Source organism: Citrobacter sp. Cb041 (assembly GCF_030336655.1).
Classification (GTDB): Bacteria; Pseudomonadota; Gammaproteobacteria; order Enterobacterales; family Enterobacteriaceae; genus Citrobacter; species Citrobacter braakii.
On the sequence record NZ_JAOWDD010000039.1, the window covers coordinates 144,771 to 170,966 of the forward strand.

The 26,196-nt window shown below is 52.7% G+C and carries 22 protein-coding genes; 19 read left to right on the plus strand and 3 right to left on the minus strand.

The window, feature by feature from the left end:
- Nucleotides 1–7: 7 nt before the first annotated feature.
- The 6 genes from OGV52_RS13660 (at nucleotide 8) to OGV52_RS13685 (ending at nucleotide 7,304) form a co-directional block, all read left to right on the plus strand.
- Complete coding sequence (locus OGV52_RS13660; protein WP_131405856.1) at nucleotides 8–1,228, plus strand: MFS transporter; 1,221 nt, start codon at nucleotides 8–10, stop codon at nucleotides 1,226–1,228.
- Nucleotides 1,229–1,468: 240 nt separating this feature from the next.
- Entirely contained in the window at nucleotides 1,469–2,704 is a 1,236-nt protein-coding gene (locus OGV52_RS13665; RefSeq protein WP_047417810.1) for an MFS transporter, read from the plus strand.
- Nucleotides 2,705–2,725: 21 nt separating this feature from the next.
- Nucleotides 2,726–3,592, plus strand: a complete 867-nt coding sequence (gene ydiB, locus OGV52_RS13670) for a quinate/shikimate dehydrogenase (protein ID WP_016156358.1) — start codon at nucleotides 2,726–2,728, stop codon at nucleotides 3,590–3,592.
- 36 nt (nucleotides 3,593–3,628) lie between these two features.
- Nucleotides 3,629–4,387, plus strand: coding sequence for a type I 3-dehydroquinate dehydratase (aroD, locus tag OGV52_RS13675; protein WP_200051740.1), 759 nt, complete (start codon nucleotides 3,629–3,631; stop codon nucleotides 4,385–4,387).
- 156 nt (nucleotides 4,388–4,543) lie between these two features.
- On the plus strand, nucleotides 4,544–6,139 hold the full coding sequence (locus tag OGV52_RS13680; RefSeq protein WP_287108645.1) for an acyl CoA:acetate/3-ketoacid CoA transferase: 1,596 nt from the start codon (nucleotides 4,544–4,546) through the stop codon (nucleotides 6,137–6,139).
- Between the two features lie 13 nt (nucleotides 6,140–6,152).
- Complete coding sequence (locus tag OGV52_RS13685; protein WP_003836610.1) at nucleotides 6,153–7,304, plus strand: acyl-CoA dehydrogenase; 1,152 nt, start codon at nucleotides 6,153–6,155, stop codon at nucleotides 7,302–7,304.
- 54 nt (nucleotides 7,305–7,358) lie between these two features.
- Here the strand turns inward: OGV52_RS13685 and OGV52_RS13690 are convergent, their stop codons facing one another.
- Nucleotides 7,359–8,249: an AraC family transcriptional regulator gene (locus OGV52_RS13690; RefSeq protein ID WP_016152891.1), complete on the minus strand. Its 891-nt coding sequence runs from the start codon at nucleotides 8,247–8,249 to the stop codon at nucleotides 7,359–7,361.
- A 505-nt stretch (nucleotides 8,250–8,754) separates the two neighbouring features.
- Between OGV52_RS13690 and OGV52_RS13695 the strand changes: the two genes are divergently transcribed.
- The 5 genes from OGV52_RS13695 to fadK all read left to right on the plus strand — a co-directional run bounded on the left by OGV52_RS13695 (nucleotide 8,755) and on the right by fadK (nucleotide 13,839).
- Nucleotides 8,755–9,519 (plus strand): electron transfer flavoprotein, encoded by a 765-nt coding sequence (locus OGV52_RS13695; protein WP_287108647.1) that lies wholly within the window; start codon nucleotides 8,755–8,757, stop codon nucleotides 9,517–9,519.
- A 21-nt stretch (nucleotides 9,520–9,540) separates the two neighbouring features.
- Nucleotides 9,541–10,476 carry an electron transfer flavoprotein subunit alpha gene (locus OGV52_RS13700; protein WP_109017539.1) on the plus strand — a complete coding sequence of 312 codons (936 nt, stop codon included), beginning with the start codon at nucleotides 9,541–9,543 and terminating at the stop codon, nucleotides 10,474–10,476.
- A 53-nt stretch (nucleotides 10,477–10,529) separates the two neighbouring features.
- On the plus strand, nucleotides 10,530–11,819 hold the full coding sequence (locus tag OGV52_RS13705; RefSeq protein ID WP_181220497.1) for an FAD-dependent oxidoreductase: 1,290 nt from the start codon (nucleotides 10,530–10,532) through the stop codon (nucleotides 11,817–11,819).
- Entirely contained in the window at nucleotides 11,816–12,109 is a 294-nt protein-coding gene (locus tag OGV52_RS13710) for a ferredoxin family protein (RefSeq protein ID WP_016152887.1), read from the plus strand. The genes OGV52_RS13705 and OGV52_RS13710 overlap by 4 nt, the downstream gene beginning before the upstream one ends.
- 83 nt (nucleotides 12,110–12,192) lie before the next feature.
- Nucleotides 12,193–13,839 (plus strand): medium-chain fatty-acid--CoA ligase, encoded by a 1,647-nt coding sequence (gene fadK, locus OGV52_RS13715; RefSeq protein WP_287108649.1) that lies wholly within the window; start codon nucleotides 12,193–12,195, stop codon nucleotides 13,837–13,839.
- A gap of 95 nt (nucleotides 13,840–13,934) precedes the next feature.
- On the opposite strand, the gene ppsA is transcribed toward fadK, so the two are convergent.
- On the minus strand, nucleotides 13,935–16,313 hold the full coding sequence (gene ppsA, locus OGV52_RS13720) for a phosphoenolpyruvate synthase (RefSeq protein WP_019076667.1): 2,379 nt from the start codon (nucleotides 16,311–16,313) through the stop codon (nucleotides 13,935–13,937).
- Between the two features lie 328 nt (nucleotides 16,314–16,641).
- Here ppsA and ppsR point away from each other — a divergent pair, with 328 nt between their 5' ends.
- From ppsR to OGV52_RS13760, 8 genes are all read left to right on the plus strand, one after another.
- Nucleotides 16,642–17,475: a posphoenolpyruvate synthetase regulatory kinase/phosphorylase PpsR gene (ppsR, locus tag OGV52_RS13725; protein WP_016152884.1), complete on the plus strand. Its 834-nt coding sequence runs from the start codon at nucleotides 16,642–16,644 to the stop codon at nucleotides 17,473–17,475.
- Between the two features lie 126 nt (nucleotides 17,476–17,601).
- Nucleotides 17,602–18,648 (plus strand): 3-deoxy-7-phosphoheptulonate synthase AroH, encoded by a 1,047-nt coding sequence (gene aroH, locus OGV52_RS13730; protein WP_016152883.1) that lies wholly within the window; start codon nucleotides 17,602–17,604, stop codon nucleotides 18,646–18,648.
- A gap of 124 nt (nucleotides 18,649–18,772) precedes the next feature.
- Entirely contained in the window at nucleotides 18,773–19,003 is a 231-nt protein-coding gene (gene hemP, locus OGV52_RS13735) for a hemin uptake protein HemP (RefSeq protein WP_016156349.1), read from the plus strand.
- 74 nt (nucleotides 19,004–19,077) lie between these two features.
- The gene (locus OGV52_RS13740; protein ID WP_287108651.1) at nucleotides 19,078–21,063 is read left to right on the plus strand and encodes a TonB-dependent hemoglobin/transferrin/lactoferrin family receptor; all 1,986 of its coding nucleotides are present in this window, start codon (nucleotides 19,078–19,080) and stop codon (nucleotides 21,061–21,063) included.
- Nucleotides 21,064–21,110: 47 nt separating this feature from the next.
- On the plus strand, nucleotides 21,111–22,142 hold the full coding sequence (gene chuS, locus OGV52_RS13745) for a hematinate-forming heme oxygenase ChuS (RefSeq protein ID WP_259686187.1): 1,032 nt from the start codon (nucleotides 21,111–21,113) through the stop codon (nucleotides 22,140–22,142).
- A complete protein-coding gene (locus OGV52_RS13750) occupies nucleotides 22,139–22,960 on the plus strand; it encodes a heme/hemin ABC transporter substrate-binding protein (protein ID WP_101700822.1) in 822 nt (273 codons plus the stop codon). Before chuS ends, OGV52_RS13750 begins: the two co-directional genes overlap by 4 nt.
- Nucleotides 22,960–23,952: a FecCD family ABC transporter permease gene (locus OGV52_RS13755; protein ID WP_287108653.1), complete on the plus strand. Its 993-nt coding sequence runs from the start codon at nucleotides 22,960–22,962 to the stop codon at nucleotides 23,950–23,952. Before OGV52_RS13750 ends, OGV52_RS13755 begins: the two co-directional genes overlap by 1 nt.
- Complete coding sequence (locus OGV52_RS13760) at nucleotides 23,945–24,724, plus strand: heme ABC transporter ATP-binding protein (RefSeq protein WP_047358878.1); 780 nt, start codon at nucleotides 23,945–23,947, stop codon at nucleotides 24,722–24,724. The genes OGV52_RS13755 and OGV52_RS13760 overlap by 8 nt, the downstream gene beginning before the upstream one ends.
- Here the strand turns inward: OGV52_RS13760 and selO are convergent.
- The gene (gene selO, locus OGV52_RS13765) at nucleotides 24,721–26,163 is read right to left on the minus strand and encodes a protein adenylyltransferase SelO (RefSeq protein WP_047500304.1); all 1,443 of its coding nucleotides are present in this window, start codon (nucleotides 26,161–26,163) and stop codon (nucleotides 24,721–24,723) included. The genes OGV52_RS13760 and selO overlap by 4 nt on opposite strands.
- Between the last annotated feature and the right edge of the window lie 33 nt (nucleotides 26,164–26,196).

A 26,196-nucleotide genomic window follows, 5' to 3' on the forward strand; every position in this document is an offset into this window, starting at 1 on the left:
ACATATTATGAAAAACACCTATTTCTCCACTGCGATAGGGCTGTACTTTAATTACCTGGTACACGGCATGGGGGTCATTCTGATGAGCCTCAATATGTCTTCACTGGAACAACAGTGGCACACCGATGCCGCAGGGGTCTCAATTGTTATTTCCTCACTCGGCATTGGCCGTTTAAGCGTGTTATTGGTGGCGGGCATGCTTTCCGATCGCTATGGCCGCAGACCGTTTATTATTTTCGGCATGGTCTGCTACCTGCTGTTCTTTGTAGGCATCATCAATACTCACAGCATTTATATTGCCTATGCTTTTGGATTTTTAGCCGGAATGGCAAACAGTTTTCTTGACGCCGGAACCTACCCCAGCCTGATGGAGGCGTTTCCCCGCTCTCCCGGCACGGCTAATATCTTAATTAAAGCGTTTGTTTCCATCGGTCAGTTTCTGCTGCCGATGATTATCAGTCTGCTGGTGTGGGCAGAACTTTGGTTTGGCTGGTCCTTCCTTGTGGCGGCCGCGGTAATGCTAATCAATGGCATATTTTTGTTTCGCTGTCGATTCCCGGCCCATCCTGGGCATCAAGCCCCCCTCAAGGCATTACCCGTTGAACAGAAAAGCATACAATCTGAACATCGTTGTTCTCTTCTCGATCTCGCCAGTTACACTCTGTACGGCTACATCGCCATGGCGACATTTTATCTAATAAGCCAGTGGTTGGCACAGTACGGACAGTTTGTCGCCGGGATGTCCTACACTTTATCGATCAAGCTGTTAAGCATTTACACCTGCGGTTCTCTACTGTGTGTGTTGATCACCGCGCCACTGGCACGAAAGACAGGGCGCGCAACCTCTCTGTTAATGCTGTACACCTTTATCTCATTTATCGCATTGCTGATGGTTTGCCTGCATCCGTCGATCTACATGGTGATCGTCTTCGCGTTTGTCATCGGTTTCTCTTCAGCCGGAGGCGTTGTACAAATCGGCTTAACGCTGATGGCCGCACGCTTTCCCGATGCGAAGGGCAAAGCCACCGGGATTTACTACAGCGCGGGCAGTATTGCGACCTTCACCATCCCACTGATAACGGCAAGACTCTCGCAGACCAGCATTGCTCACATCATGTGGTTTGATACCGGCATAGCTGCGGTAGGCTTCCTGTTAGCATTGTTTATTGGCTATCGCAGCCGTATCGCGACAAAGCAGCAACTAAACATGGCGACGGTCGTAAAATAATGCGGATGCAATATTGTTCTCCCCCGCTGCAAAATAATTGGTCGCGGTTTTAAAACTTCAGCAAAATGTTGGTTGAAAGAATTAAGTTTCACAGTTGAGCATGCAACATACCTGGTAACTTAAACGCCATGCTATGTAGGCACAATATCAGCACCCCGGTATATTAATCACAAGGTCGCCGCAATTTAAACAAAATCGACGAGCACAGAACAATTTTAAAATCCGCAAGGAGTTGTGAACATGTCTCAAAATAAGACCTTTAATACGCCATTTCTTTTGGCGATAATCTGTATTTATTTAAGTTATTTTTTACACGGCATTAGCGTCATTACACTGGCGCAAAACATGAGTTCTCTTGCAGAAAAATTCTCCACCGACAATGCTGGGATAGCCTATTTAATTTCCGGCATTGGTCTTGGTCGCCTGGTGAGTATTTTATTCTTTGGTGTGCTCTCAGATAAATTTGGTAGACGGGCTATCATTCTGTTAGGGGCAATTCTGTACATGCTGTTTTTCTTCGGCATTCCCGCCAGCCCGAATCTGATGATTGCCTTTATTCTCGCTGTTTGTGTCGGCGTCGCTAACTCGGCCCTGGATACAGGGGGCTATCCGGCTTTGATGGAATGCTTCCCTAAGGCGTCTGGGTCAGCGGTTATCCTGGTTAAAGCGATGGTCTCATTCGGGCAGATGATCTACCCCATCGTCGTCAGCACCATGCTGCTTAACCATATCTGGTACGGCTATGCGGTCATTATCCCGGGAGTACTGTTCGTCGTCATAACGTTGATGCTGCTCAAAAGCCGCTTCCCCAGCCAGATGGTGGATGCGGGCATTGCAAAAGAGCTACCACAGATGAACAGTAAACCGCTGGTCTGGCTGGAAGGCGTAGCCTCCGTTATGTTTGGGGTGGCCGCATTTTCGACCTTTTACGTCATCGTAGTCTGGATGCCGAAATACGCGATGGCATTTGCCGGCATGGCAGAAGCCGACGCGCTGAAAACCATCTCTTACTACAGTATGGGATCGCTGGTCTGCGTGTTTATTTTTGCTGCACTGCTCAAGAAAATGGTTCGACCCATTTGGGCGAATGTGTTTAACGCCGGGCTGGCAACCCTCACCGCAGCGGTTATCTATTTATATCCATCCCCATTGGTGTGTAACGCCGGTTCATTTCTTATCGGGTTTTCTGCCGCAGGCGGTATTTTACAGCTCGGCGTTTCGGTGATGTCAGAGTTTTTCCCCAGGAGCAAAGCCAAGGTCACCAGTATTTATATGATGATGGGGGGCGTAGCCAACTTTATTATCCCATTAATCACCGGATACCTTTCAAACATTGGCCTGCAGTACATCATTTTGCTGGACCTCGCATTTGCTTTGCTGGCCTTCATCACCGCCATCATCGTCTTTATTCGTTACTACCGCGTATTTGATATTCCCAAAAATGATGTGCGGTTGGGCGAACGTTATTTTCAATAAATTGCTTAGAAGGAGTATCAAATGGACGTAACTGCAAAATATGAACTGATTGGTCTGATGGCCTACCCTATCAGACACAGCTTGTCGCCTGAAATGCAAAATAAGGCATTAGAAAAAGCGGGATTACCTTTTACCTACATGGCATTTGAAGTCGATAACTCCACGTTTGCTAATGCGATTGCCGGGCTGAAGGCCTTAAAAATGCGCGGTACCGGAGTCTCAATGCCCAACAAGCAGCTGGCATGTGAATATGTTGATGAATTAACGCCTGCAGCCAAACTGGTCGGCGCGATTAATACTATCGTCAATGATGATGGTTACCTGCGCGGCTACAATACTGATGGCACGGGGCATATTCGCGCCATCAAGGAAAGCGGTTTCGATATCAGGGGTAAAACCATGGTACTGTTGGGCGCAGGCGGCGCGTCAACGGCCATTGGCGCCCAGGCGGCGATTGAAGGCATCAAAGAAATCAAACTCTTTAACCGTCAAGATGAGTTCTTTGCCAAAGCGCAGGAATTCGCCAAACGTGTTAATGAAAATACCGACTGCGTGGTCACCGTTATCGATCTCGACGATCGACAGGCTTTTGCGGACGCACTGGCCAGCGCGGATATTCTGACCAACGGTACGAAAGTGGGAATGAAGCCGCTGGAGAACGAATCTCTGGTGACCGACGTTTCCCTGCTACGCCCGGACCTGCTGGTGACTGAATGCGTCTACAACCCGCATATGACCAAATTATTGCAACAGGCACAACTTGCCGGTTGCAAAACGATTGATGGTTACGGCATGTTGTTATGGCAAGGGGCTGAACAGTTCAAACTCTGGACCGGGAAAGATTTCCCTCTTGAGTATGTGAAACAGGTTATGGGTTTTGCAGCCTGATGGGCAAGCATTTGTAAAATATTTAAAGGGTAATCGATGAAAACCGTAACCGTAAAAAACCTCGTCATTGGCGAGGGTGCGCCGAAGATCATTGTCTCACTGATGGGTAAAGACATCGCAACGGTAAAAAGCGAAGCGCTGGCCTATCGCGAGGCGGATTTCGACATTCTGGAATGGCGCGTTGACCATTTCACCGAGGTGTCCTCCGTTGATGGCGTACTGGAAGCAGCACGCGCCATCCGCGAGGTGATGGCTGACAAACCGCTGCTGTTCACCTTCCGTAGTGCCAAAGAAGGTGGTGAACAGGCGCTGGCTGTCGAAAACTATATTGCGCTAAACCGTGCGGCGGTAGATAGCGGTCTGGTCGATATGATTGACCTGGAGCTTTTCACCGGTGACGAACTGATTAAAGCCACCGTCGAATATGCACATGCAAAAAATGTCGCCGTCATTATGTCGAATCATGATTTCCATAAGACGCCAGCGGCACAAGAGATTGTCCTGCGCCTGCGTAAAATGCAGGAGCTTGGCGCTGATATCCCGAAAATCGCCCTGATGCCGCAAAACAAAACGGATGTATTGACCCTGCTTGGCGCCACGCTGGAAATGCAGGAACGCTATGCCGATCGCCCGATCATTACCATGTCGATGGCCAAAACAGGGGTGATTTCACGTCTGTCCGGTGAGGTTTTCGGTTCAGCGGCAACCTTTGGTGCGGTGAAAAAAGCCTCTGCCCCTGGGCAAATTTCGGTCACCGACCTACGTACCGTTTTGACCATATTGCATCAGGCATAATAGTACCGTTTATCCATATTAATATCAGTAATGCCCTGCCCCAGATATTCGCTTAATCACGAATATCGGGCAGATGGCCGGACATTATTAAATAACTCACATTATTATTGTCGAATATAGCGACAGGTAGTCGCACGCATATAATCTGGAGTTCATATGAAATTATCAAGACCAAAACGCATTGATGGTCGGGTCCCCGTATTATCCGCAGCGGATGCTATTAATTATATTCCTGATGAGGCAACGCTCTGTGTATTAGGCGCAGGTGGCGGTATTCTCGAAGCAACAACATTAATTAATGCGCTGGCTGAAAAATATAAAAACGCACATTCACCCCGAAACTTATCATTGATTAGCCCAACGGGATTAGGTGACCGTGCTGACCGTGGAATTAGCCCGTTAGCTCAGGAAGGTTTAGTCAAATGGGCATTATGCGGCCACTGGGGACAATCACCACGAATTTCCGACCTCGCTGAGCAGAATAAAATTGCCGCCTATAACTATCCTCAGGGCGTATTAACCCAGACTCTGCGTGCCTCGGCAGCCCACCAGCCGGGTATTCTGAGTGAGATCGGTATCGGAACATTTGTCGATCCCCGCCAACAGGGCGGAAAGCTGAATGAAGTGACCACCGAAGATCTGATCAAGCTGGTGGAAATTGATAACAAAAAGTACCTCTACTACAAAGCCATTGCGCCAAACATCGCCTTTATTCGCGCCACCACCTGCGACAGCGAAGGTTACGCCACGTTTGAAGATGAAGTTATGTATCTCGACGCGCTGGTGATTGCTCAGGCCGTTCACAACAACGGCGGTATCGTCATGATGCAGGTGCAAAAAATGGTGAAGAAAGCCACACTGCACCCAAAAGCTGTGCGTATTCCGGGCTATCTGGTCGATATTGTGGTCATCGATCCCGATCAAACTCAATTGTACGGCGGTGCGCCGGTTAACCGCTTTATCTCGGGTGATTTTGTCCTTGATGACAGCCAGCAGACTGCCCTGCCGCTCAATCAGCGTAAACTGGTGGCCCGACGCGCCCTGTTCGAAATGCGTAAAGGCGCGGTCGGCAACGTTGGCGTGGGTATCGCCGATGGTATTGGTCTCGTTGCACGCGAAGAAGGCTGCGCTGACGACTTTATTCTGACGGTCGAGACCGGTCCGATTGGCGGAATTACCTCCCAGGGCATCGCTTTTGGCGCTAACGTCAACACCCGCGCGATTCTGGATATGACCTCCCAGTTTGACTTCTACCACGGCGGTGGGCTGGATGTCTGCTATTTAAGCTTCGCCGAAGTGGATCGCCACGGCAATGTCGGCGTACATAAATTCAATGGCAAAATTATGGGAACCGGCGGTTTTATCGATATTAGCGCCACCTCGAAGAAAATAATATTTTGCGGCACCTTAACTGCCGGAAGCCTGAAAACGGAAGTTGCCAATGGCAAATTAAATATCGTGCAGGAAGGCCGGGTGAAAAAATTCGTCAACGCATTACCTGAAGTCACTTTCAGCGGAAAAATTGCACTCGAGCGCGGACTGGATGTGCGTTACATCACCGAGCGTGCTGTATTTACGTTAAAAGAAGATGGTCTTCATTTAGTCGAAATTGCGCCAGGAGTCTCTTTACAGGAAGACATTCTGGACAAAATGGATTTCCCTCCGGTTATTTCTCCGGAACTGAAACTGATGGACGAAAGATTATTTATCGATGCTTCGATGGGTTTTATATTGCCCGATGCCGCCAATTAAAAGGAGTACCCTGATGGATTTTTCATTAACTGAAGAACAAGAGCTGCTGCTTGCCAGCATTCGCGAACTGATTACCAGCAATTTCCCGGAGGAATATTTCCGTACCTGCGATCAGACGGCGACCTATCCGAAAGAGTTTATGCGCGCCCTTGCGGACAACGGTATTTCAATGCTGGGCGTTCCGGAAGAATTTGGCGGCATCCCGGCAGATTACGTCACACAGATGCTGGCACTGATGGAAGTTTCCAAATGCGGCGCACCCGCTTTTTTAATCACGAACGGTCAGTGCATTCACAGTATGCGTCGTTTTGGCTCCGCCGAGCAGTTACGTAAAACAGCAGAAAGCACCATGGAAACGGGCGATCCGGCTTATGCGCTGGCATTAACCGAACCGGGAGCAGGTTCAGACAATAACAGCGCCACCACCAGCTACACCCGCAAAAACGGCAAGGTATATCTCAACGGGCAAAAAACCTTTATCACCGGCGCTAAAGAGTATCCTTATATGCTGGTACTGGCTCGCGACCCGGAGCCGAAAGATCCGAAGAAAGCCTTTACACTGTGGTGGGTGGATTCGAAGAAACCCGGCATTAAGGTTAATCCGCTGCATAAAATCGGCTGGCACATGCTCAGCACCTGCGAAGTCTATCTTGATGATGTTGAAGTAGACGAAAGCGATATGGTCGGCGAAGAAGGCATGGGCTTCCTCAACGTCATGTACAACTTTGAGATGGAACGGTTGATCAACGCCGCGCGTAGTACCGGTTTCGCCGAGTGCGCCTTCGAAGATGCCGCCCGTTACGCTAACCAGCGCATCGCATTTGGTAAACCGATTGGCCATAACCAGATGATCCAGGAAAAACTGGCGCTGATGGCGATTAAAATTGAAAACATGCGCAATATGGTGTTGAAAGTCGCCTGGCAGGCCGATCAGGAACAGTCGCTGCGGACCAGCGCGGCGTTGGCAAAACTGTATTGCGCCCGCACGGCAATGGAAGTGATTGATGACGCCATTCAGATCATGGGCGGGCTGGGTTACACCGATGAAGCACGCGTTTCCCGATTCTGGCGCGATGTTCGCTGCGAGCGCATTGGCGGCGGCACCGACGAAATTATGATTTACGTCGCCGGACGCCAAATCCTGAAAGATTACCAGAATAAGTAAGCGGTAATCCGTGCCGGATAGCGCACAAGCGTTTTCCGGCACGAGCCAGGATAATCAGACCTCTGGCATCAAACATTCCTGCTCAACAAGATTATTTTTAAACTGCTTGCGATAATCACTGGGGGTACAACCCACATGCCGCTGAAAGAGTTTGGCAAAGTGATCGACATTTTCATACCCTACCCGCCAGGAGATTTCCGCTAACGAAGCTTCCGTATTCGTCAGGGCAAATTTCGCCTCGGTCATTCGTCGCTGAATCACATAATTGATCGGCGAAATTCGATACTCCTTAGTAAATTCATGGCAGATATAACTCACGCTGGCCCGGAATTTTTTGGATAACTGATCGAGAGTAATTTTTTCACGGAAGTTATTATTTAAATAAACCAGCACATCTTTAATTAAGACATCTTTTTTAATATAACCTTGCTCAGAACGATAGGCATTTTTAAAGTTTTCGTAAAATAAAACGGTTAAAGCATAAGCAAAAGCATCGTAGGCTGAAGATGTCAGGTTATTTTTGCTCTGGGGGAGCATAACCCCCAACTCATTAAAGATACTCTTAATAACTTCCTTCCCCTGAGTAACGCTGATCACCGGACACGAGTGCATCTGCAATAGCTGATTATCCTGCCAGCCGTTGAAACGAAAACCGTAGAGCGCGCAGGTGTAAGTCGTTGCAGGCGCGCTACTATCCGAAGCAACCGCATGGAGTCGCCCTTGCTCTATCACCACGATATCCCCGGCATGCGCGACATACAGCGACGAATCGATAATTAATCTTGCGACCCCTTTTTTGACATAAATAAGCTCTGTTTCATTATCGTGAACGTGATGACCCGACTCCCAGTTAGGGTCATCACTGATGACGAATCGCGAGAATCTCGGGGTTTTTCCCTGTTCAAAAAGGGTCTCCACGGCATTATCAAAGCAGCGTTGATACATGACAACCTCCACCTAAAGGCAGCAATTTTGGGATTATTAATATCAGAAAATAAAAATGATAATGACGTTATACAACGTTATTCCTTCCCGGCGAAACAAAATTATTTGCGCCGTCTGCAAGATGACACCTTTTGCTTTGGTACATTGCTGCAATTGATTATTTGCGTTTAATAATAATCAAAAAGAATAAATGTTATTAAGTCTGCATTAATAATTTACATATAAGAAACAAATTCAGCGCAGAGGCGATTAAAAACATGACGCATTTCGCAATTATTTTCACTGTCTTTGTGTTCCCGTTTTTTCCTCTGGTACGCACCGTCTGATTATTGCTGATAAACCAGGCATTCCCGGGACGTTTTTTTTGCAAGATTGTTGGCAATGAAAACAGATTTCCCCGTCGAAAACAGCCCTCCCTCTGTCGCACACTATTTTCAGTCAATTTTCCCTACTGTCGATAATGACGCACCACGTCATCATCCACACGAGAATCACTGGAGATGCCATGAAAATAATAACCTGCTTTAAGTTGGTGCCTGAAGAACAGGACATTGTTGTTACCCCACAGCGCTCGCTTAACTTTGACCGGGCCGATGCCAAAATTAGCCAGTTTGACTTAAATGCGATAGAGGCCGCAGCGCAGCTTAGCGCAGAGGGTGATGAAATCGTCGCCTTAACGGTGGGCGGGTCGCTACTACAAAACTCCAAAGTGCGTAAAGACGTGCTGTCCCGCGGGCCGGACAGTTTGTATATGATGCAGGATCCACAACTGGAGCATTCATTACCCCGGGATACCGCTCAGGCGCTGGCCTGTGCGGCCAAAAATATGGATTTCGACCTGATGCTGTTCGGTGAAGGATCGGGGGATATCTACGCGCAGCAGGTCGGCTTACTGGTTGGGGAACTATTACAGCTCCCGGTGATTAATGCCGTCAGCAGCATCCAACGTAACGGCGACCGCCTTGTGGTTGAGCGCACGCTTGAAGATGAAGTCGAAGTAATTGATCTGCCGCTCCCCGCCGTACTGTGCGTGACGTCGGATATCAACACACCGCGTATTCCCTCGATGAAGGCGATTCTGGGCGCGGGTAAAAAACCGGTCACCCCGTGGCAAGCCAGCGATATTGGTTGGATACCTGCGTCACCGTTAGCGGAGCTGGTGAGCCTCACCGTGCCGCCGCAAACCGAACGTCAGCACATCATTCTGGAAAATGACTCAGCAGAAGCCATTGCCGAACTGGCTGAACACCTGAAAAAAGCCCTGAACTAAGCCCAACGGAGAGAAATCATCATGAGTAAATTAGCCAACGTCTGGGTGTTCAGCGATAACGTAGAACGCTATGCAGAATTAATGGCCGGCGCTCGCCTGTGGGGTGAGCAGGTACACCTTATCGTACAAGGCAGCGACCAGGCCAATCAGTTGCAAGCCCTGGGCGCCGATAAGATAGTCGTGCTCGACGCAACCTCCGGTTTACAGCGTGTTGAAAATTACGCTGAGACCATCGCCGCCCTGATGCAGGAACACGCCGGGCTGCTGCTGATGTCCGCGACTAAACGAGCCAAATCCCTTGGCGCACGCTTAAGCATTCAGCTCAACGCAGCGATGGTGAACGACGCCACATCGGTAACGCTGGATGCAGGCATTTTGTTCGCCGAACACCGGATGTATGGTGGTCTGGCCTTTGGCAAAGAAAAAATCAAAAGTACGCTGGCGATTATCACGCTTGCTCCAGGCCTGCTTGAACCGGTCGCGGAAAACGCCTCGCACAACTGCCCGGTTGTCTCAGCAACGTACATCGCGCCGCACCATGAAGTGATGTGCCTGGAGCGTCGCGCCAAATCCGTGAGCAGCGTGGATCTCAGCAAAGCCAGGCGCGTGGTGGGTGTGGGTCGCGGCCTGGTGGCGCAAAACGATCTGGAAATGGTGCGCCAACTGGCATCGGTGCTGGGTGCTGAAGTGGGTTGTTCACGACCGATTGCCGAAGGCGAAAACTGGATGGAACGCGAACGCTACATTGGCGTTTCTGGCGTGTTATTGAAATCAGACCTGTATCTCACGCTGGGCATCTCAGGACAAATTCAGCATATGGTCGGCGGTAACGGCGCGAAAGTCATTGTCGCCATCAACAAAGATAAAAAAGCCCCTATTTTCAATTACGCCGATTACGGTCTGGTGGGCGACATCTACAAAGTGGTTCCGGCCCTTATCGACCATCTCAGCCGCTAATCCCGTTAACGCACATCTCCCGCTGCCCTCGCGGCGGGAAAGGAGCATAAAGCATGTCAGATGAAAAATTTGATGCCATTGTGGTCGGTGCTGGTGTAGCGGGTACAATGGCAGGTTACGTTATGGCCCGGGCCGGACTGGACGTACTGGTCATCGAGCGCGGCAACAGTGCGGGCAGTAAAAATATGACCGGCGGGAGACTCTACGCGCACAGCCTTGAGCGCATCATGCCCGGATTCGCGCAGGAAGCGCCTCTCGAACGTAAAGTCACCCGCGAAAAAATCTCCTTCCTGACCGAAGAGAGCGCCGTTACCCTCGACTTCCATCGTGAAAAAGACAACGCGCCAGCGCAGGACTCTTATACCGTTTTGCGCAACCGGCTTGACCCATGGCTAATGGAAAAAGCGGAACAGGCTGGCGTGCAGTTCATCCCCGGCGTGCGCGTCGACGCGCTAATTCGCGAAGGCAATAAGGTCACCGGAGTGCAAGCCGGGGACGATATCCTTGAAGCCAATATTGTCATCCTAGCCGATGGCGTTAATTCTATGCTGGGACGGTCGCTGGGAATGGTTCCCCCCTCTTCTGCGCAGCACTATGCCGTTGGCGTAAAAGAGCTGATCGGCTTACCGTCGGCGGTGATTGCGGATCGGTTCAATCTGTCAGGCAACGAAGGTGCAGCCTGGCTGTTCGCAGGCTCACCGTCTGATGGACTGATGGGAGGCGGATTTCTGTATACCAACCAGGATTCCATCTCTCTGGGCCTAGTGTGTGGTCTGGGGGATATTGCCCATGCCACGAAAAGCATTCCGCAAATGCTGGAAGACTTTAAGCGACACCCGACTATTCGTCCGCTGATTGCCGGCGGTGAACTGCTGGAGTATTCCGCACATATGGTACCGGAAGGCGGTCTGGCAATGGTTCCGAAACTGGTTGATGACGGGGTAATGATCGTCGGCGATGCCGCTGGTTTCTGTCTGAATCTGGGTTATACCGTGCGCGGCATGGATTTGGCGATAGCTTCCGCAGAAGCCGCCGCCCAAACAGCCATTGCAGCAAAAGAACGCCAGGATTACTCGGCCAGTAGCCTGATGGATTACAAACGTGCCCTCGAACAGGGCTGTGTGATGCGTGATTTGCAGCATTTTCGCAAGATCCCGGCGCTGATGGAAAACCCGCGCCTGTTCACCCAGTATCCCCGTATGGTGGCCGATATCATGAACGATATGTTTACCGTCGACGGAAGCCCAAATCAGCCCGTTCGCAAGATGATCATGTCCCATGCCAGGCAAATTGGGCTGATAAACTTACTGAAAGACGGCATCAAGGGGGCCACCGCACTATGAATCAGGACACTAACGTTAACGTCGACGTCAAACTGGGCGTCAATAAATTTAATGTTGATGAAGGCCACCCGCACATCATTCTGGCTGAACATCCCGACCTTAATGAATTTCGCAAGTTGCTGAAAGCCTGCCCCGCCGGACTGTATAAACAGGATGAGAGTGGAAATATTCATTTTGATTCCGCAGGCTGCCTGGAGTGCGGCACCTGCCGGGTGCTGTGCGGTGACACGATCCTCACACAATGGGAATACCCGCTCGGAACATTTGGCGTTGATTTCCGCTACGGCTAACGGATTTTGCATGTTGTACGCCGGATTGGCCCCGCCTGGCCATCCGGTCAGATGTATGCCGAAATAATCCTGGGAATAACTTCATGAGTATCACACTTACGTTTAACGCCGAACGTCGCCAGGTCTGGCGACAACTGGGTTTATGGGGAGATGCTTCGCTTGGCGATTACTGGCACCAAACCGCCAGAGCCATGCCGGATAAAATCGCCGTGGTTGATAATCATGGCGCTTCATATACCTACGCTGCACTCGACGATGCTGCCAGCAGTCTGGCAACCTGGTTTGTAGCCTGCGGGATCCAACCCGGCGATCGCATTGCCTTTCAGTTGCCTGGCTGGTGCGAGTTCACCATTATCTACCTGGCCTGCCTGAAAACCGGGGCCGTTTCCGTACCACTGCTGCCTGCCTGGCGCGAAGCGGAACTGGTGTGGGTACTGAACAAATGCAAAGCGAAGATTTTTTTCGCACCGACGTTGTTTAAACAGACCCGACCGGTTGATCTGATCCTCCCCTTGCAAAACCAGTTGCCGCATCTGCAACAGATTGTCGCCGTAGATAAACTGGCACCGGCCACCGCCTCGCTGGCGTTCAGCCAACTGCTTCAGGCTCAGCCATTAACCCAGGTTATTAACGTTCACGCCGATGAACTGGCTGCCGTGCTGTTTACCTCCGGGACCGAGGGAATGCCGAAAGGCGTAATGTTAACCCACAACAATATCCTTGCCAGCGAACGCGCCTACTGTGCCCGACTCAATCTCACCTGGCAGGATGTGTTTTTGATGCCTGCCCCACTGGGACACGCTACCGGTTTTTTGCATGGCGTTACCGCGCCGTTTTTAATCGGCGCACGCAGCGTATTGTTGGATATATTCACCCCAACCGCCTGTCTTGAACTGCTCGAGCAACAACGCTGTACCTGCGTGCTCGGTGCAACCCCCTTCGTCTACGACATGTTGTGTAGCCTGGAAAAACGGCCCTGTGATCTCACATCACTACGTTTTTTCTTATGCGGTGGCACCACGATTCCGCAAAAGATTGCCCGTGACTGCCAACAGCGCGGCATTAAATTGTTAAGCATCTATGGTTCGACGGAGAGCTCGCCGCATGCGCTGGTCAATCTCGACGATTCACTTTCACGCATGATGAACACCGATGGATATGCCGCCGCAGGCGTGGAAATTAAAGTCGTCGATGAAGCGCGCAATACGTTGCCTGCAGGGATCGAAGGTGAAGAAGCCTCGCGTGGCCCCAATGTTTTTATGGGCTACCTCGATGAGCCTGAACTGACCGCCCGCGCGCTGGACAAAGATGGCTGGTATTACAGTGGCGACTTATGCCGCATGGACGAAGCGGGATACATCAAAATTACCGGGCGTAAAAAAGATATTATTGTGCGCGGAGGGGAAAACATCAGCAGCCGCGAAGTGGAGGATATTTTATTGCAGCATCCGCGCATTCATGATGCCTGCGTTGTCGCGATGCCAGACGATCGGTTAGGTGAACGGTCGTGCGCTTATGTGGTGCTGAAACCGCCGCATCATTCGCTGTCGCTGGAATCAGTGGTGGCCTTTTTTAGCCGCAAACGGGTGGCAAAGTATAAATATCCGGAACACATCGTCATTGTCGAAACGTTACCGCGCACGGCGTCCGGCAAGGTACAAAAATACCAGCTGCGTCAGGATATCATTCAGCGTTTAAGCGTGGAGAGTGTGGAAAGCGTTGAAGGGTAAAGTACCGGATGGCGATGCTAACACCTCTAATCCGGCCTACGTTGCATACTAACCGTAGGCCGGATAAGGCATTTACGCCACCATCCGGCATGATGTTACTTCTTCAGTTCAGCCAGGCTCAGCCAGGTCTGCACGACGGTGTCCGGGTTCAGCGACAGACTGTCGATCCCCTCTTCCATCAACCAGGCGGCGAAGTCTTCGTGATCGGATGGACCCTGACCGCAAATACCCACGTATTTGCCCTGCTTCTTGGCTGCACGAATCGCCATCGACAGCAGCGCTTTCACCGCGTCGTTACGCTCGTCAAACAGTTCAGAAACCACACCAGAGTCACGGTCCAGTCCCAGCGCCAGCTGCGTCATGTCGTTTGAACCGATGGAGAAACCGTCAAAGTACTCAAGGAACTGTTCGGCCAGCAAGGCGTTGGACGGGATCTCGCACATCATGATGATCTTCAGTCCGTTCTCACCGCGTTTCAGCCCCTGACGCGCCAGCTCTTCCACTACCGCTTTCGCCTGGGCAACGGTACGTACAAACGGGACCATCACTTCAACGTTAGTCAGGCCCATATCGTTACGGACACGTTTCACTGCGTCACATTCCAGCGCGAAACAGTCGCGGAAGCTATCAGCAATGTAACGGCCCGCCCCGCGGAAGCCCAGCATCGGGTTCTCTTCATGCGGCTCATAACGCTCACCGCCGACGAGGTTGGCATATTCGTTGGACTTAAAGTCTGACATACGCACGATAACGCGTTTTGGATAGAACGCCGCGCCCAGAGTAGCGATCCCTTCCGTCAGACGACCAACGTAGAATTCACGCGGGGAATCAAAACCTTTCATCATGCCGCGGATTTCGTTTTGCAGCTCAGGCGTCTGGTCATCGAACTCCAACAACGCACGCGGGTGTACGCCAATCATGCGGTTGATGATAAATTCCAGACGCGCCAGGCCGACACCTTCGTTTGGCAGACAGGCGAAGTCGAAAGCCCGGTCCGGGTTACCCACGTTCATCATCACCTTCAACGGCAGATCCGGCATGGTTTCCACGCTGGAACTCTTCACGCTGAAGTCGAGCATCTCAGCATAAACATAACCGGTATCGCCCTCGGCACAGGAGACAGTGACTTTCTCACCGTCCTTCATACGCTCGGTGGCATCACCACAGCCAACCACGGCCGGGATCCCCAGTTCACGGGCAATGATCGCCGCGTGGCAGGTACGACCGCCACGGTTGGTGACAATCGCCGCCGCTTTCTTCATGATCGGTTCCCAGTCCGGGTCGGTCATGTCGGTAACCAGGACGTCGCCAGGTTCGATACGGTTCATTTCGCTGATGTCCTGAATGACTTTGACCGGACCCGCGCCAATGCGGTGACCGATAGCACGACCTTCAGCAATAATTTTACCCTGAGCATGCAGCGTATAACGCTCCATCACCTGGCCGCGCGAGCGCACGGTTTCCGGACGCGCCTGCACAATGAACAGCTTGCCGGTATGACCGTCTTTCGCCCATTCGATGTCCATCGGACGACCGTAGTGCTTCTCGATCTGTACCGCCTGCTTCGCCAGCTCCTGCACTTCTTCGTTGGTCAGGGAGAAAATGTCGCGCTGCTCCTGCGGTACATCTTCAATCGTCACCTGCTTGCCGTGTTCCTGGGTTGGCGCGTAGACCATACGGATTTTTTTCGAACCCATTGTGCGACGGACGATCGCCGGACGGTTTGCCGCCAGAGTCGGTTTGTGCACGTAGAATTCATCCGGGTTAACGGCACCCTGCACAACCATCTCGCCGAGGCCCCATGCGGAAGTGATGAACACCACCTGATCGAAACCGGATTCGGTATCGATGGAGAACATTACGCCGGAAGACGCGAGGTCTGAGCGCACCATCCGCTGAACGCCAGCAGAGAGCGCCACGCCACGATGGTCATAACCCTGGTGAACGCGATAAGAGATTGCACGGTCGTTAAACAGCGAGGCAAAGACGTGTTTGATAGCAACCAGTACGGCATCAAATCCCTGGACGTTGAGGAAGGTTTCCTGCTGACCGGCAAATGACGCATCTGGCATATCTTCTGCGGTGGCGGAAGAGCGCACGGCAAAAGAGGCATGGGCATCGTCTGCTGACAACTGCGCGTAGGCATCGCGGACGGCATTTTCCAGCTCCGGCTGGAAAGGAGTGTCGATAATCCACTGGCGGATCTGTGCGCCGGCTTTCGCAAGCTCGGTGACATCGTCAATATCCGTTTTATCCAGCAGCTCATAAATGCGCTGGTTTACACCGCTCTGGTCCAGAAACTGGTTAAACGCATCGGCGGTCGTTGCAAAACCATTCGGTACGGAAACACCCATACCGGAAAGGTTAGTAATCATTTCACCCAGGGAGGCATTTTTGCCCCCAACTCTGTCTACATCATTCATGCCGAGTTGGTTATACCAAAGCACCAGCGGTGACGAGCCATTGTTGGACATCGAACAATCCTTATATATGAACGAGGTTAGGAAACTCAATTTTGCGTAATTATCTTTGCATATTTACTTCAGCGAAAAAAACGGTGAATCGTTCAAGCAACTTTATTTTTTATTTTTTCAGATTGTTTCCGCATTTGCGCAAACCCGCGAGCCACAGGGGATCACCACAAAAACTACCGGTATAAACATTTGTTCCGAAAAATGAAATGTACTTTTCAGTAAATATAAAAATACCGTTTCATTTTACAAAATAGATGCAGCAATATTCGCTTCTGGCGAATTTTAATTTATGCTTTCAGAGAATTATGTCAGCCCCAGGATGAGCAAAATGGATAATGCTGTTGATCGTCACGTATTTTATATTTCTGATGGTACGGCCATCACCGCCGAGGTATTGGGCCACGCGGTAATGTCGCAATTTCCGGTTACGATCAGCAGCATTACGCTGCCGTTTGTGGAAAATGAGAGTCGTGCGCGAGCGGTCAAAGACCAGATTGACGCGATCTATCAACAAACTGGCGTGCGCCCTTTGGTGTTTTACTCTATCGTTTTGCCGGAAATTCGCTCGATCATTTTGCAAAGCGAAGGATTTTGTCAGGATATCGTGCAGGCGTTGGTTGCCCCACTGCAGCAAGAGATGAAGCTCGATCCTACGCCGATCGCCCATCGTACCCACGGCCTGAACCCCGGCAACCTTAACAAGTACGACGCGCGCATTGCCGCCATTGATTATACCCTCGCCCATGACGACGGCATTTCGTTGCGCAACCTCGATCAGGCACAGGTGATCCTGCTTGGCGTTTCCCGTTGCGGTAAAACCCCGACCAGTTTGTATCTGGCCATGCAGTTTGGCATTCGCGCGGCCAACTACCCCTTTATTGCCGATGATATGGATAATCTGGTGCTGCCAGCGTCCCTGAAGCCGTTACAGCATAAATTGTTCGGCCTGACCATCGACCCTGAGCGCCTGGCAGCCATCCGCGAAGAGCGCCGGGAAAACAGCCGCTACGCCTCGATGCGCCAGTGCCGGATGGAGGTTGCTGAGGTGGAAGCGCTATACCGGAAAAACCAGATCCCATGGCTGAACAGTACCAATTATTCGGTAGAAGAGATTGCTACCAAGATCCTCGACATCATGGGGCTGAATCGCCGCATGTACTAGAATGCTAGTGCATTGGTTCGATTTTTTGTTATTATGCTCGCCACCAGGCAGGATGAGTATGATATTGTGATATACATCACTTCCCGGTAGTCCTGCCGTTGAAGCAACAAATTTCTGAGACAAGTAATGAACAGAACCGATGAACTCCGTACTGCGCGTATTGACAACCTGGTCACTCCAGCAGAGCTTGCGCAACGGCATCCTGTTTCGTCCTCCGTCGCCCGTCATGTTACGGACTCCCGACGCCGGATAGAAAAAATATTAAATGGTGAAGACGCTCGTTTACTGGTGATCGTAGGTCCCTGCTCGATTCACGATCTTGATGCCGCCATGGAATACGCGACGCGTTTACAGGCGCTGCGCGAAAAACATCAGGCGCGTCTGGAAATCGTGATGCGCACTTATTTTGAAAAACCGCGCACCGTAGTGGGCTGGAAAGGCTTAATTTCCGACCCGGATTTAAACGGCAGCTACCGCGTGAACCACGGCATTGAACTGGCGCGCAAACTGCTGTTGCAGGTCAATGAACTGGGCGTACCCACGGCAACAGAATTCCTCGACATGGTGACCGGTCAGTTTATTGCCGATTTAATCAGTTGGGGAGCCATTGGCGCACGCACCACCGAAAGCCAGATCCACCGTGAAATGGCCTCTGCGCTTTCCTGCCCGGTCGGCTTTAAAAACGGTACGGATGGCAATACGCGTATTGCCGTCGATGCGATTCGCGCCTCCCGTGCCAGCCATATGTTCCTCTCTCCGGATAAAACCGGCCAGATGACCATTTATCAGACCAGCGGCAATCCTTACGGGCATATCATCATGCGCGGCGGTAAAAAGCCGAATTATTATGCTGAAGATATTGCCGCCGCCTGCGATACCCTGCACGAATTTTCCCTGCCTGAACATCTGGTGGTCGATTTTAGCCATGGCAATTGCCAGAAGCAGCATCGTCGTCAGTTGGACGTTTGTGATGATGTGTGCCAGCAAATTCGCAATGGTTCGACGGCGATTGCCGGGATTATGGCGGAGAGTTTCCTGCGTGAAGGTACGCAAAAAATCGTTAGCGGCCAGCCGCTGGTTTACGGCCAGTCCATTACCGACCCGTGCCTGAACTGGGAAGATACTGAACTGCTGGTTGAAAAACTCGCCTCTGCGGTTGATAGCCGTTTTTAATGCTGTTCGCCGGGTAACATCACGTTGCCCGGTGCTAATCCTTTGTTTTCCCCCTCCTTATTGTACAAAATCTATTCTCGTCACAATTATTTCACAAAAAGGCTTGCCGCAATTTTGCAGTTTGATGATAATGATTATCATTGTTAAATTGATTGTTATTTTTAAAAACTATTCACGTATGGATAACACAACAACGCCCGCAAAAGAAAAAACACCGCCTGCCGTCGCGCCAAACGAGCGCCGAATTGACAGTAAAAGTCTGCTGGGCAAAGAGGGGCGCGTGATCATAGAACACGATGGTCAGCTCTATCTGCTGCGCCAGACACAAGCCGGAAAACTCATTCTGACCAAATAAACACCACTTTTCGCCAGCCACCCAGGTAGTACCCAGGCAGCCAGCGCTTTTCGATTTCCTAATGGAGAGTTGCTATGCCACACCTGCACACTGCATCCCTGCGCCCTTCGCTCTTGGCGCTGGCGATTATCAGTAACCTGCCCGCCGTCGCGTATGCGGCTGTAGAAGATATGACCGTCACCGCTACCGGCAATGCCCGTAGTGCTTTTGAAGCACCGATGATGGTCAGCGTGATTGATGCCACCGCGCCGGAAAACCAGACCGCCAGCTCAGCAGCCGACCTGTTGCGTACGGTTCCGGGCCTGACCCTTGACGGCACCGGTCGCACTAACGGCCAGGACGTGAATCTGCGCGGCTACGATCGACGTGGCGTTCTGGTGCTGGTTGATGGCGTTCGTCAGGGAACCGACACCGGACACCTGAACAGTACCTTCCTCGATCCGGCGCTGATCAAACGCATCGAGGTCGTCCGTGGCCCTTCTGCACTGCTGTACGGTAGCGGCGCGTTAGGTGGAGTGATCGCCTATGACACTGCGGATGCCAAAGATCTGCTGGAAGCCGGACAAAACAGCGGTTATCGCGTGTTCGGTACCGCGGCAACCGGCGATCACAGCCTCGGTATGGGCGCCAGCGCGTTTGGTCGCAGCGATACGCTGGACGGACTGCTTGCCTGGTCCAGTCGCGATCGCGGTGATTTGCGCCAGAGCAACGGTACTACGGCACCAAACGACGAAGCGATTAACAATATGCTGGCGAAAGGCAGCTGGAAAATTGACAGCGCCCAGACGCTGGCCGGCTCGCTGCGTTACTACAACAATGACGCCCGTGAACCTAAAAACCCGCAAACCAGCGCAGCGGATGCCACCAGCAACCCGATGACCGATCGCTCAACCATCCAGCGCGACGCGCAACTGACCTACTCGATTGCTCCAGCCGAGAATGACTGGTTGAATGCGGATGCCCGCGTCTACTGGTCCGAAGCACGCATTAATGCGCAAAACACGGATAACACCGGCGAGTTTCGCAAACAAACCACCAAAGGCGGCAAAATCGACAACCGCAGCCGTCTGTTTACCGACTCTTTTGCATCTCACCTGCTGACCTACGGCGGGGAATACTATCGTCAGGAACAACAGCCAGGCGGCGCAACCACCGGTTTCCCGGAGGCAAAAATCGATTTCAGCTCCGGTTGGCTACAAGATGAAATCACCCTGCGCGACCTGCCAGTTACGCTGCTGGGCGGTACCCGTTATGACTCTTATCGCGGCAGCAGCGACGGCTATGAAGATGTCGATGCCGATAAATGGTCGTCCCGCGCCGGGCTCACCGTTGCGCCAACCGACTGGCTGATGCTGTTCGGTTCATACGCTCAGGCCTTCCGTGCGCCGACCATGGGCGAGATGTATAACGATGCGAAACACTTCTCGATTGGCCGTTTTTACACCAACTACTGGGTGCCAAACCCTAATCTACGCCCGGAAACCAACGAAACCCAGGAATACGGATTTGGCCTGCGCTTTGACGATCTGTTGATGGCGAGCGATGCGCTCGAATTTAAAGCCAGCTATTTCGACACCAAAGCGAAAGATTACATCTCCACCAGCGTCGACTTTGCCGCCGCGACAACCATGTCCTATAACGTACCCAACGCCAAAATCTGGGGCTGGGACGTGATGGCGAAATATTCCGCCGATCTGTTCAGCCTCGACATGGCCTATAACCGTACGCGCGGCAAAGATACAGACACCGGCGAATACATTTCCAGCATTAACCCGGATACCGTCACCAGCAAACTGAACGTACCGGTTGCGCACAGCGGTTTCTCCGTTGGCTGGATAGGTACCTTTGCTGACCGTTCAACGCATATCAGCAGCAGCTACACGAAACAGCCCGGTTATGCGGTAAACGATTTCTACGTGAGCTATCAGGGCCAACAAGCGCTGAAAGGCATGACCACCACGCTGGTACTGGGCAACGCCTTCGACAAAGAGTACTGGTCGCCGCAGGGCATTCCGCAGGATGGTCGTAATGGAAAAATTTTCGTGAGTTATCAGTGGTAATCACTTTTCCCCGGTTCGCCGGGGCAGCAATCTGGAAGGAAGAGACAATGAATCATTACACACGCTGGCTGGAACTGAAGAAAGAAAATCCTGGCAAATACGCACGTGATATTGCGGGATTGATGAATATTAGCGAAGCCGAACTGACCTTCGCGCGCGTCGGTCATGACGCCTGGCGCTTACGGGGCGAAGTGCGTGAAATCCTCGGCGCACTGGAAGCCGTCGGCGAAACCAAATGTATATGCCGCAACGAATATGCGGTGCATGAGCAGGTTGGTGCGTTTACCAATCAGCACCTGAACGGTCATGCCGGACTGGTACTCAATCCGCGCGCTCTCGACCTGCGCCTGTTCCTCAATCAGTGGGCAAGCGTGTTCCATATCAGCGAAACAACCGCCCACGGCGAGCGTCAGAGCATTCAGTTCTTTGACCATCAGGGGGATGCGCTGCTGAAGGTCTATGCCACACAGAATACCCTCATTGAGGAATGGGCTGCGTTGCTGACCCGTTTCATCTTCGCTGAAAACCCGCCTCTGGCGCTACAACCCGCCACCCCTTCTACTCCAGCTACCGTCACGGTCGATGCGCAGACTGTTGATCAAGAGTGGCGAGCCATGACCGATGTACACCAGTTCTTCGGTCTGCTGAAACGCCACGATCTCACCCGCCAACAGGCTTTTAACCTGGTGGGCGACGATCTGGCCTGTAAAGTCGCAAATAGCGCTCTGGCGCAGTTACTCGACACCGCGCGCCAGGATGGCAATGAAATTATGGTCTTTGTGGGTAATCGTGGCTGCGTACAGATTTTTACCGGTGTGATAGAAAAACTGGTGCCGATGAAAGGCTGGCTGAATATATTCAACCCGACATTTACCTTACACCTGCTGGAAGAGAGCGTGGCAGAAACATGGGTGACGCGCAAACCGACCGCCGATGGCCACGTTACCAGCCTGGAACTGTTTGCTGCCGACGGCACGCAAATCGCCCAGTTGTATGGTCAACGAACGGAAGGCGAACCGGAGCAGACGCAATGGCGCGCGCAAATTGACGCACTGACGCCGAAAGGGCTGGCCGCATGAAAAAACTGCTGGTCCTGATTGCGCTACTGCCCATCGTCGCGATGGCTGCGTCCAGGGAACGGGTTGTTGCTCTCGGTGGCGATGTCACCGAGATTGTATACGCACTGGGAGCACAGTCTTCCCTTGTGGCGCGAGACAGCACCAGCCAGTGGCCTGAAGCAGCAAACGCCCTACCTGATGTCGGTTATTTGCGCCAACTCAACGCCGAAGGGATCCTTGCCACCCGTCCTACGCTGGTCCTTGCCAGCGCGCAGGCGCAGCCCTCTCTGGCGCTAAAACAGCTCGAACAGAGCAACGTCAGGGTTGTGACGATCCCGGCAAGCAACGCGCTTAATGTGATTGATGAAAAAATTCGCGTCATCGCCGAAGCCACCCATAGGGAGGCCGATGGCGAAACGCTGCGCACCCGCTTACGTCAGGAACTGGCGGCGTTGCCGTCATCTGAACTTAACAAACGAGTGTTGTTTATTCTCAATCATGGCGGGATGACCGCGATGGCAGCGGGCCAGCAAACCGCAGCCGATGCGGCTATTCGTGCCGCCGGTTTGCGCAACGCAATGCAGGGTGTTAACCGCTATCAGCCGCTGTCGCAGGAAGGTGTCATTGCCAGCCAACCCGATCTGGTGGTGATTTCACAGGACGGCGTTAAGGCGATGGGTGGCGAAGATAACCTGTGGGCGCTGCCGGGCCTGGCGCAGACGCCTGCCGGACGGAATAAACAGGTATTGCAGGTTGACGATATGGCGCTGCTCGGCTTTAGCGTACGCACCCCGCAGGCCATTTTGCAGCTTCGCGCTAAAGCAGAGCAATTGCCCTGATGTCGCGACGTATCCGTTGTTCTTTATGGACACTCGCACTCATGTTGGTCGTGATGACAATCATGGCTACCGGTTTTGGCGCGTTGCGCCTGCCGGTAAGTTTGCTGTGGCGTGATGGTGATGAGGCACTGCGTCAAATCTGGCTCACCATTCGCCTGCCCCGCGTCCTGCTGGCGCTGGTGATTGGCGGTTCTCTGGCGCTCGCGGGCTGCGTGATGCAGGGCCTGTTCCGCAACCCGCTTGCCGATCCGGGATTACTGGGGATAAGCAGCGGTGCCGCCTGCGCCGTCGCCCTGTGGGTAGTGCTGCCGGTCTCTTTGCCCGCGCTGTTGATGCTGTACGCCCCCATGCTGGCCGCTTTTCTCGGTGCGCTGGCGGCAACGGTGGTTATTTTTATCCTTAGCCAACAGCGCGACGCTTCACTCTCACGTCTGCTGTTGGTCGGTATTGCCATCAACGCGCTGTGCGGGGCGGCGATTGGCGTTCTGTCGTGGGTCAGTAATGACGCGCAACTGCGCCAGCTGTCGCTATGGGGGATGGGCAGTCTGGGGGCCGCGCAATGGTCCACGCTGCTGGCTGTCACTTCATTGACTGTACCGACGGTGCTGATCATCTGGCGTCTGGCACCGGCGCTGAACCTGCTGCAGTTAGGTGAGGAAGAGGCGCATTACCTCGGCGTAGATGTGCGTACCGTTCAGCGTGTTTTGCTACTTTGTAGCGCATTGCTGGTTGCCGCAGCCGTGGCGGTAAGCGGCGTAATAGGCTTCATCGGGCTGGTTATCCCGCATCTGATGCGCATGTGGCTCGGCTCAGACCATCGGGCCGTTATCCCAGGTTCCGTGCTGGCGGGCGCATTTTTATTGCTGATAGCCGACACGCTGGCCCGTACGGCGGTTGCGCCTGCGGAAATGCCGGTCGGTTTGCTAACCAGTCTTCTGGGCGCACCGTGGTTTTTATGGCTTATTTTTCGTCAGCGAGGACCTCATGGCTGAACATTTCATCGCTGAAGGGCTTCACTATCGCGTCGCGGGCAGAGCGGTGATTGACGACGTCACTCTTGCTCTCGAAAAAGGTGAACTGGTGGCGCTCATCGGCCCAAACGGTGCGGGGAAATCCACCCTGCTGCGCCTGCTGACCGGTTTTCTGAAACCGGCTACAGGGCGCTGCGTGCTGGCGGGTAAACCGCTGGATGAATGGCATACCCAAACACTGTCGCGGCATCGGGCGGTGATGCGCCAGCAAACACAACTGGGATTTGACTGGCCGGTAGAGGCCGTCATCGCGATGGGGCGTGCGCCCTGGACCCAGCGGTCGGAACCTCGACTTATCGCTCAGGTGATGGAAATGACCGGATGTACACCGCTGGCGGGCCGGCAATACGCCGCGCTTTCCGGCGGCGAACAACAGCGAGTACAGTTAGCCCGTGCACTGGCGCAACTTTGGTGCGACGGCGCGCCTCGCGGCTGGTTATTCCTTGATGAACCGACCTCTGCGCTGGATCTTTACCACCAGCAGCATCTGTTGCGCTTGCTGAAGACGCTTACCGCTTCACAAGAGCTGCATGTGTGCATTGTGCTTCACGATCTGAATCTCGCCGCACTGTGGGCAGACAGAATAGTGTTGCTGCACAACGGCAGGCTGGTGTCGCAGGGAACGCCTGAGGCCGTGTTACAGGCCGATGACCTGAAACGCTGGTATGGCGCGCAGGTACACGTTGGCCAGCATCCGGCCAACGGCTCCCCACAGGTGTTTCTGGCCCCTTAGCTTGAACAGCTCACTTCCAGCCGTTTGCCCCAGTCAGGTGGACGGCTGACATAGTCATCATCACGATCGACAAATGGGGTACGCAACGCCTCGTGTAACCGATGCAGCTCGGCGTAATCCCCCTGCTCTGCCTGATTAATCGCCCGTTGCGCCAACCAGTTACGCAATACCATCGCCGGATTAGCCGCCTTCATCTGCGTTTGTCTGACTGCGTCGGCAATGTTGTCTTGCTGCAGGCGTGAGCGATACCGTGTGAACCAGTCATCAAACGCTGCGCGGTCGATAAACTCATCGCGCAGCGGGGATTGCGCGCTGTGTTGTTCCGTCTGACTGAGCATGCGAAACGTTCGCGTATAGTCGCTTCTTTCCCGCGCCATCAGGTTAAACAGTTCACTAAGCAGTTCGTTATCGTTTTTTTGCTCGCTAAAGAAGCCAAGCTTTTGTCGCATCCGCTGACCGTAGCGAGTTAACAGCGCCAGTTGATAACTGTCCAGCGCATCATTAAGCGCCTCGACCGGGATAAATGGCGACAGAGTTTGCGCCAGACGTTGCAGGTTCCAAAGCGCCGCGGCCGGTTGATTATCGAAACTGTATCGCCCCTGGTTGTCTGAGTGGTTGCAGATAAAATCGGGGACGTAGTCATCAAGGAAACCGAATGGACCGTAATCCATCGTCAGTCCCAGAATCGACATGTTGTCGGTGTTCATGACACCATGCGCAAATCCCACCGCCTGCCAGTCCGCGATTAACGTCGCAGTACGCGTGACAACATCGTTAAACCACAGCTGATACTTATCGGCTTCTTCCTGCCATTGCGGCCAATAATAGCGAATCGCAAAGTCAGCCAACTGGCGCACTTTTTCCGGCTCGCGGCGATAGTAAAAATGCTCAAAATGGCCAAAGCGCATATGGCTTTGCGCCACGCGAATGAGCATCGCCCCTGATTCTACCGTTTCGCGATACACCGGCGTGTCGCTGGTAACAATCGACAATGCCCGCGTGGTCGGTATTCCCAGGTAATGCATCGCTTCGCTGGCCAGGCTTTCGCGAATTGTCGAGCGCAGTACGGCGCGACCATCCCCCATACGGGAATAAGGCGTAAGTCCGGCGCCTTTCAGGTGCCAGTCACACGTTGAGCCGTCAGCGAGCTGTTGTTCGCCCAACAGGATCCCGCGTCCATCGCCAAGCTGGCCCGCCCAGACGCCAAATTGATGTCCGCTATAAACTTGCGCTAAAGGCGACATCCCGGGAAGCAACGATTCACCGCCCCAAACACCGGCTCCGGTTGGAATATCAAATAGTGTCTCTGGAATAGCTAATTGCTCCGCCAGCGCATCGTTATGCCAGATCAGGCGCGCGTTTTTCAGGGGAGTGGGTGAAAGTGCTGTATAGGTTGCTGGTAATTCATCACGCCAGCGGGTGGTAAAAGACAGGGTCATAGGGCCTCCTGTCTCTAGTGTAGACTGTTAAAA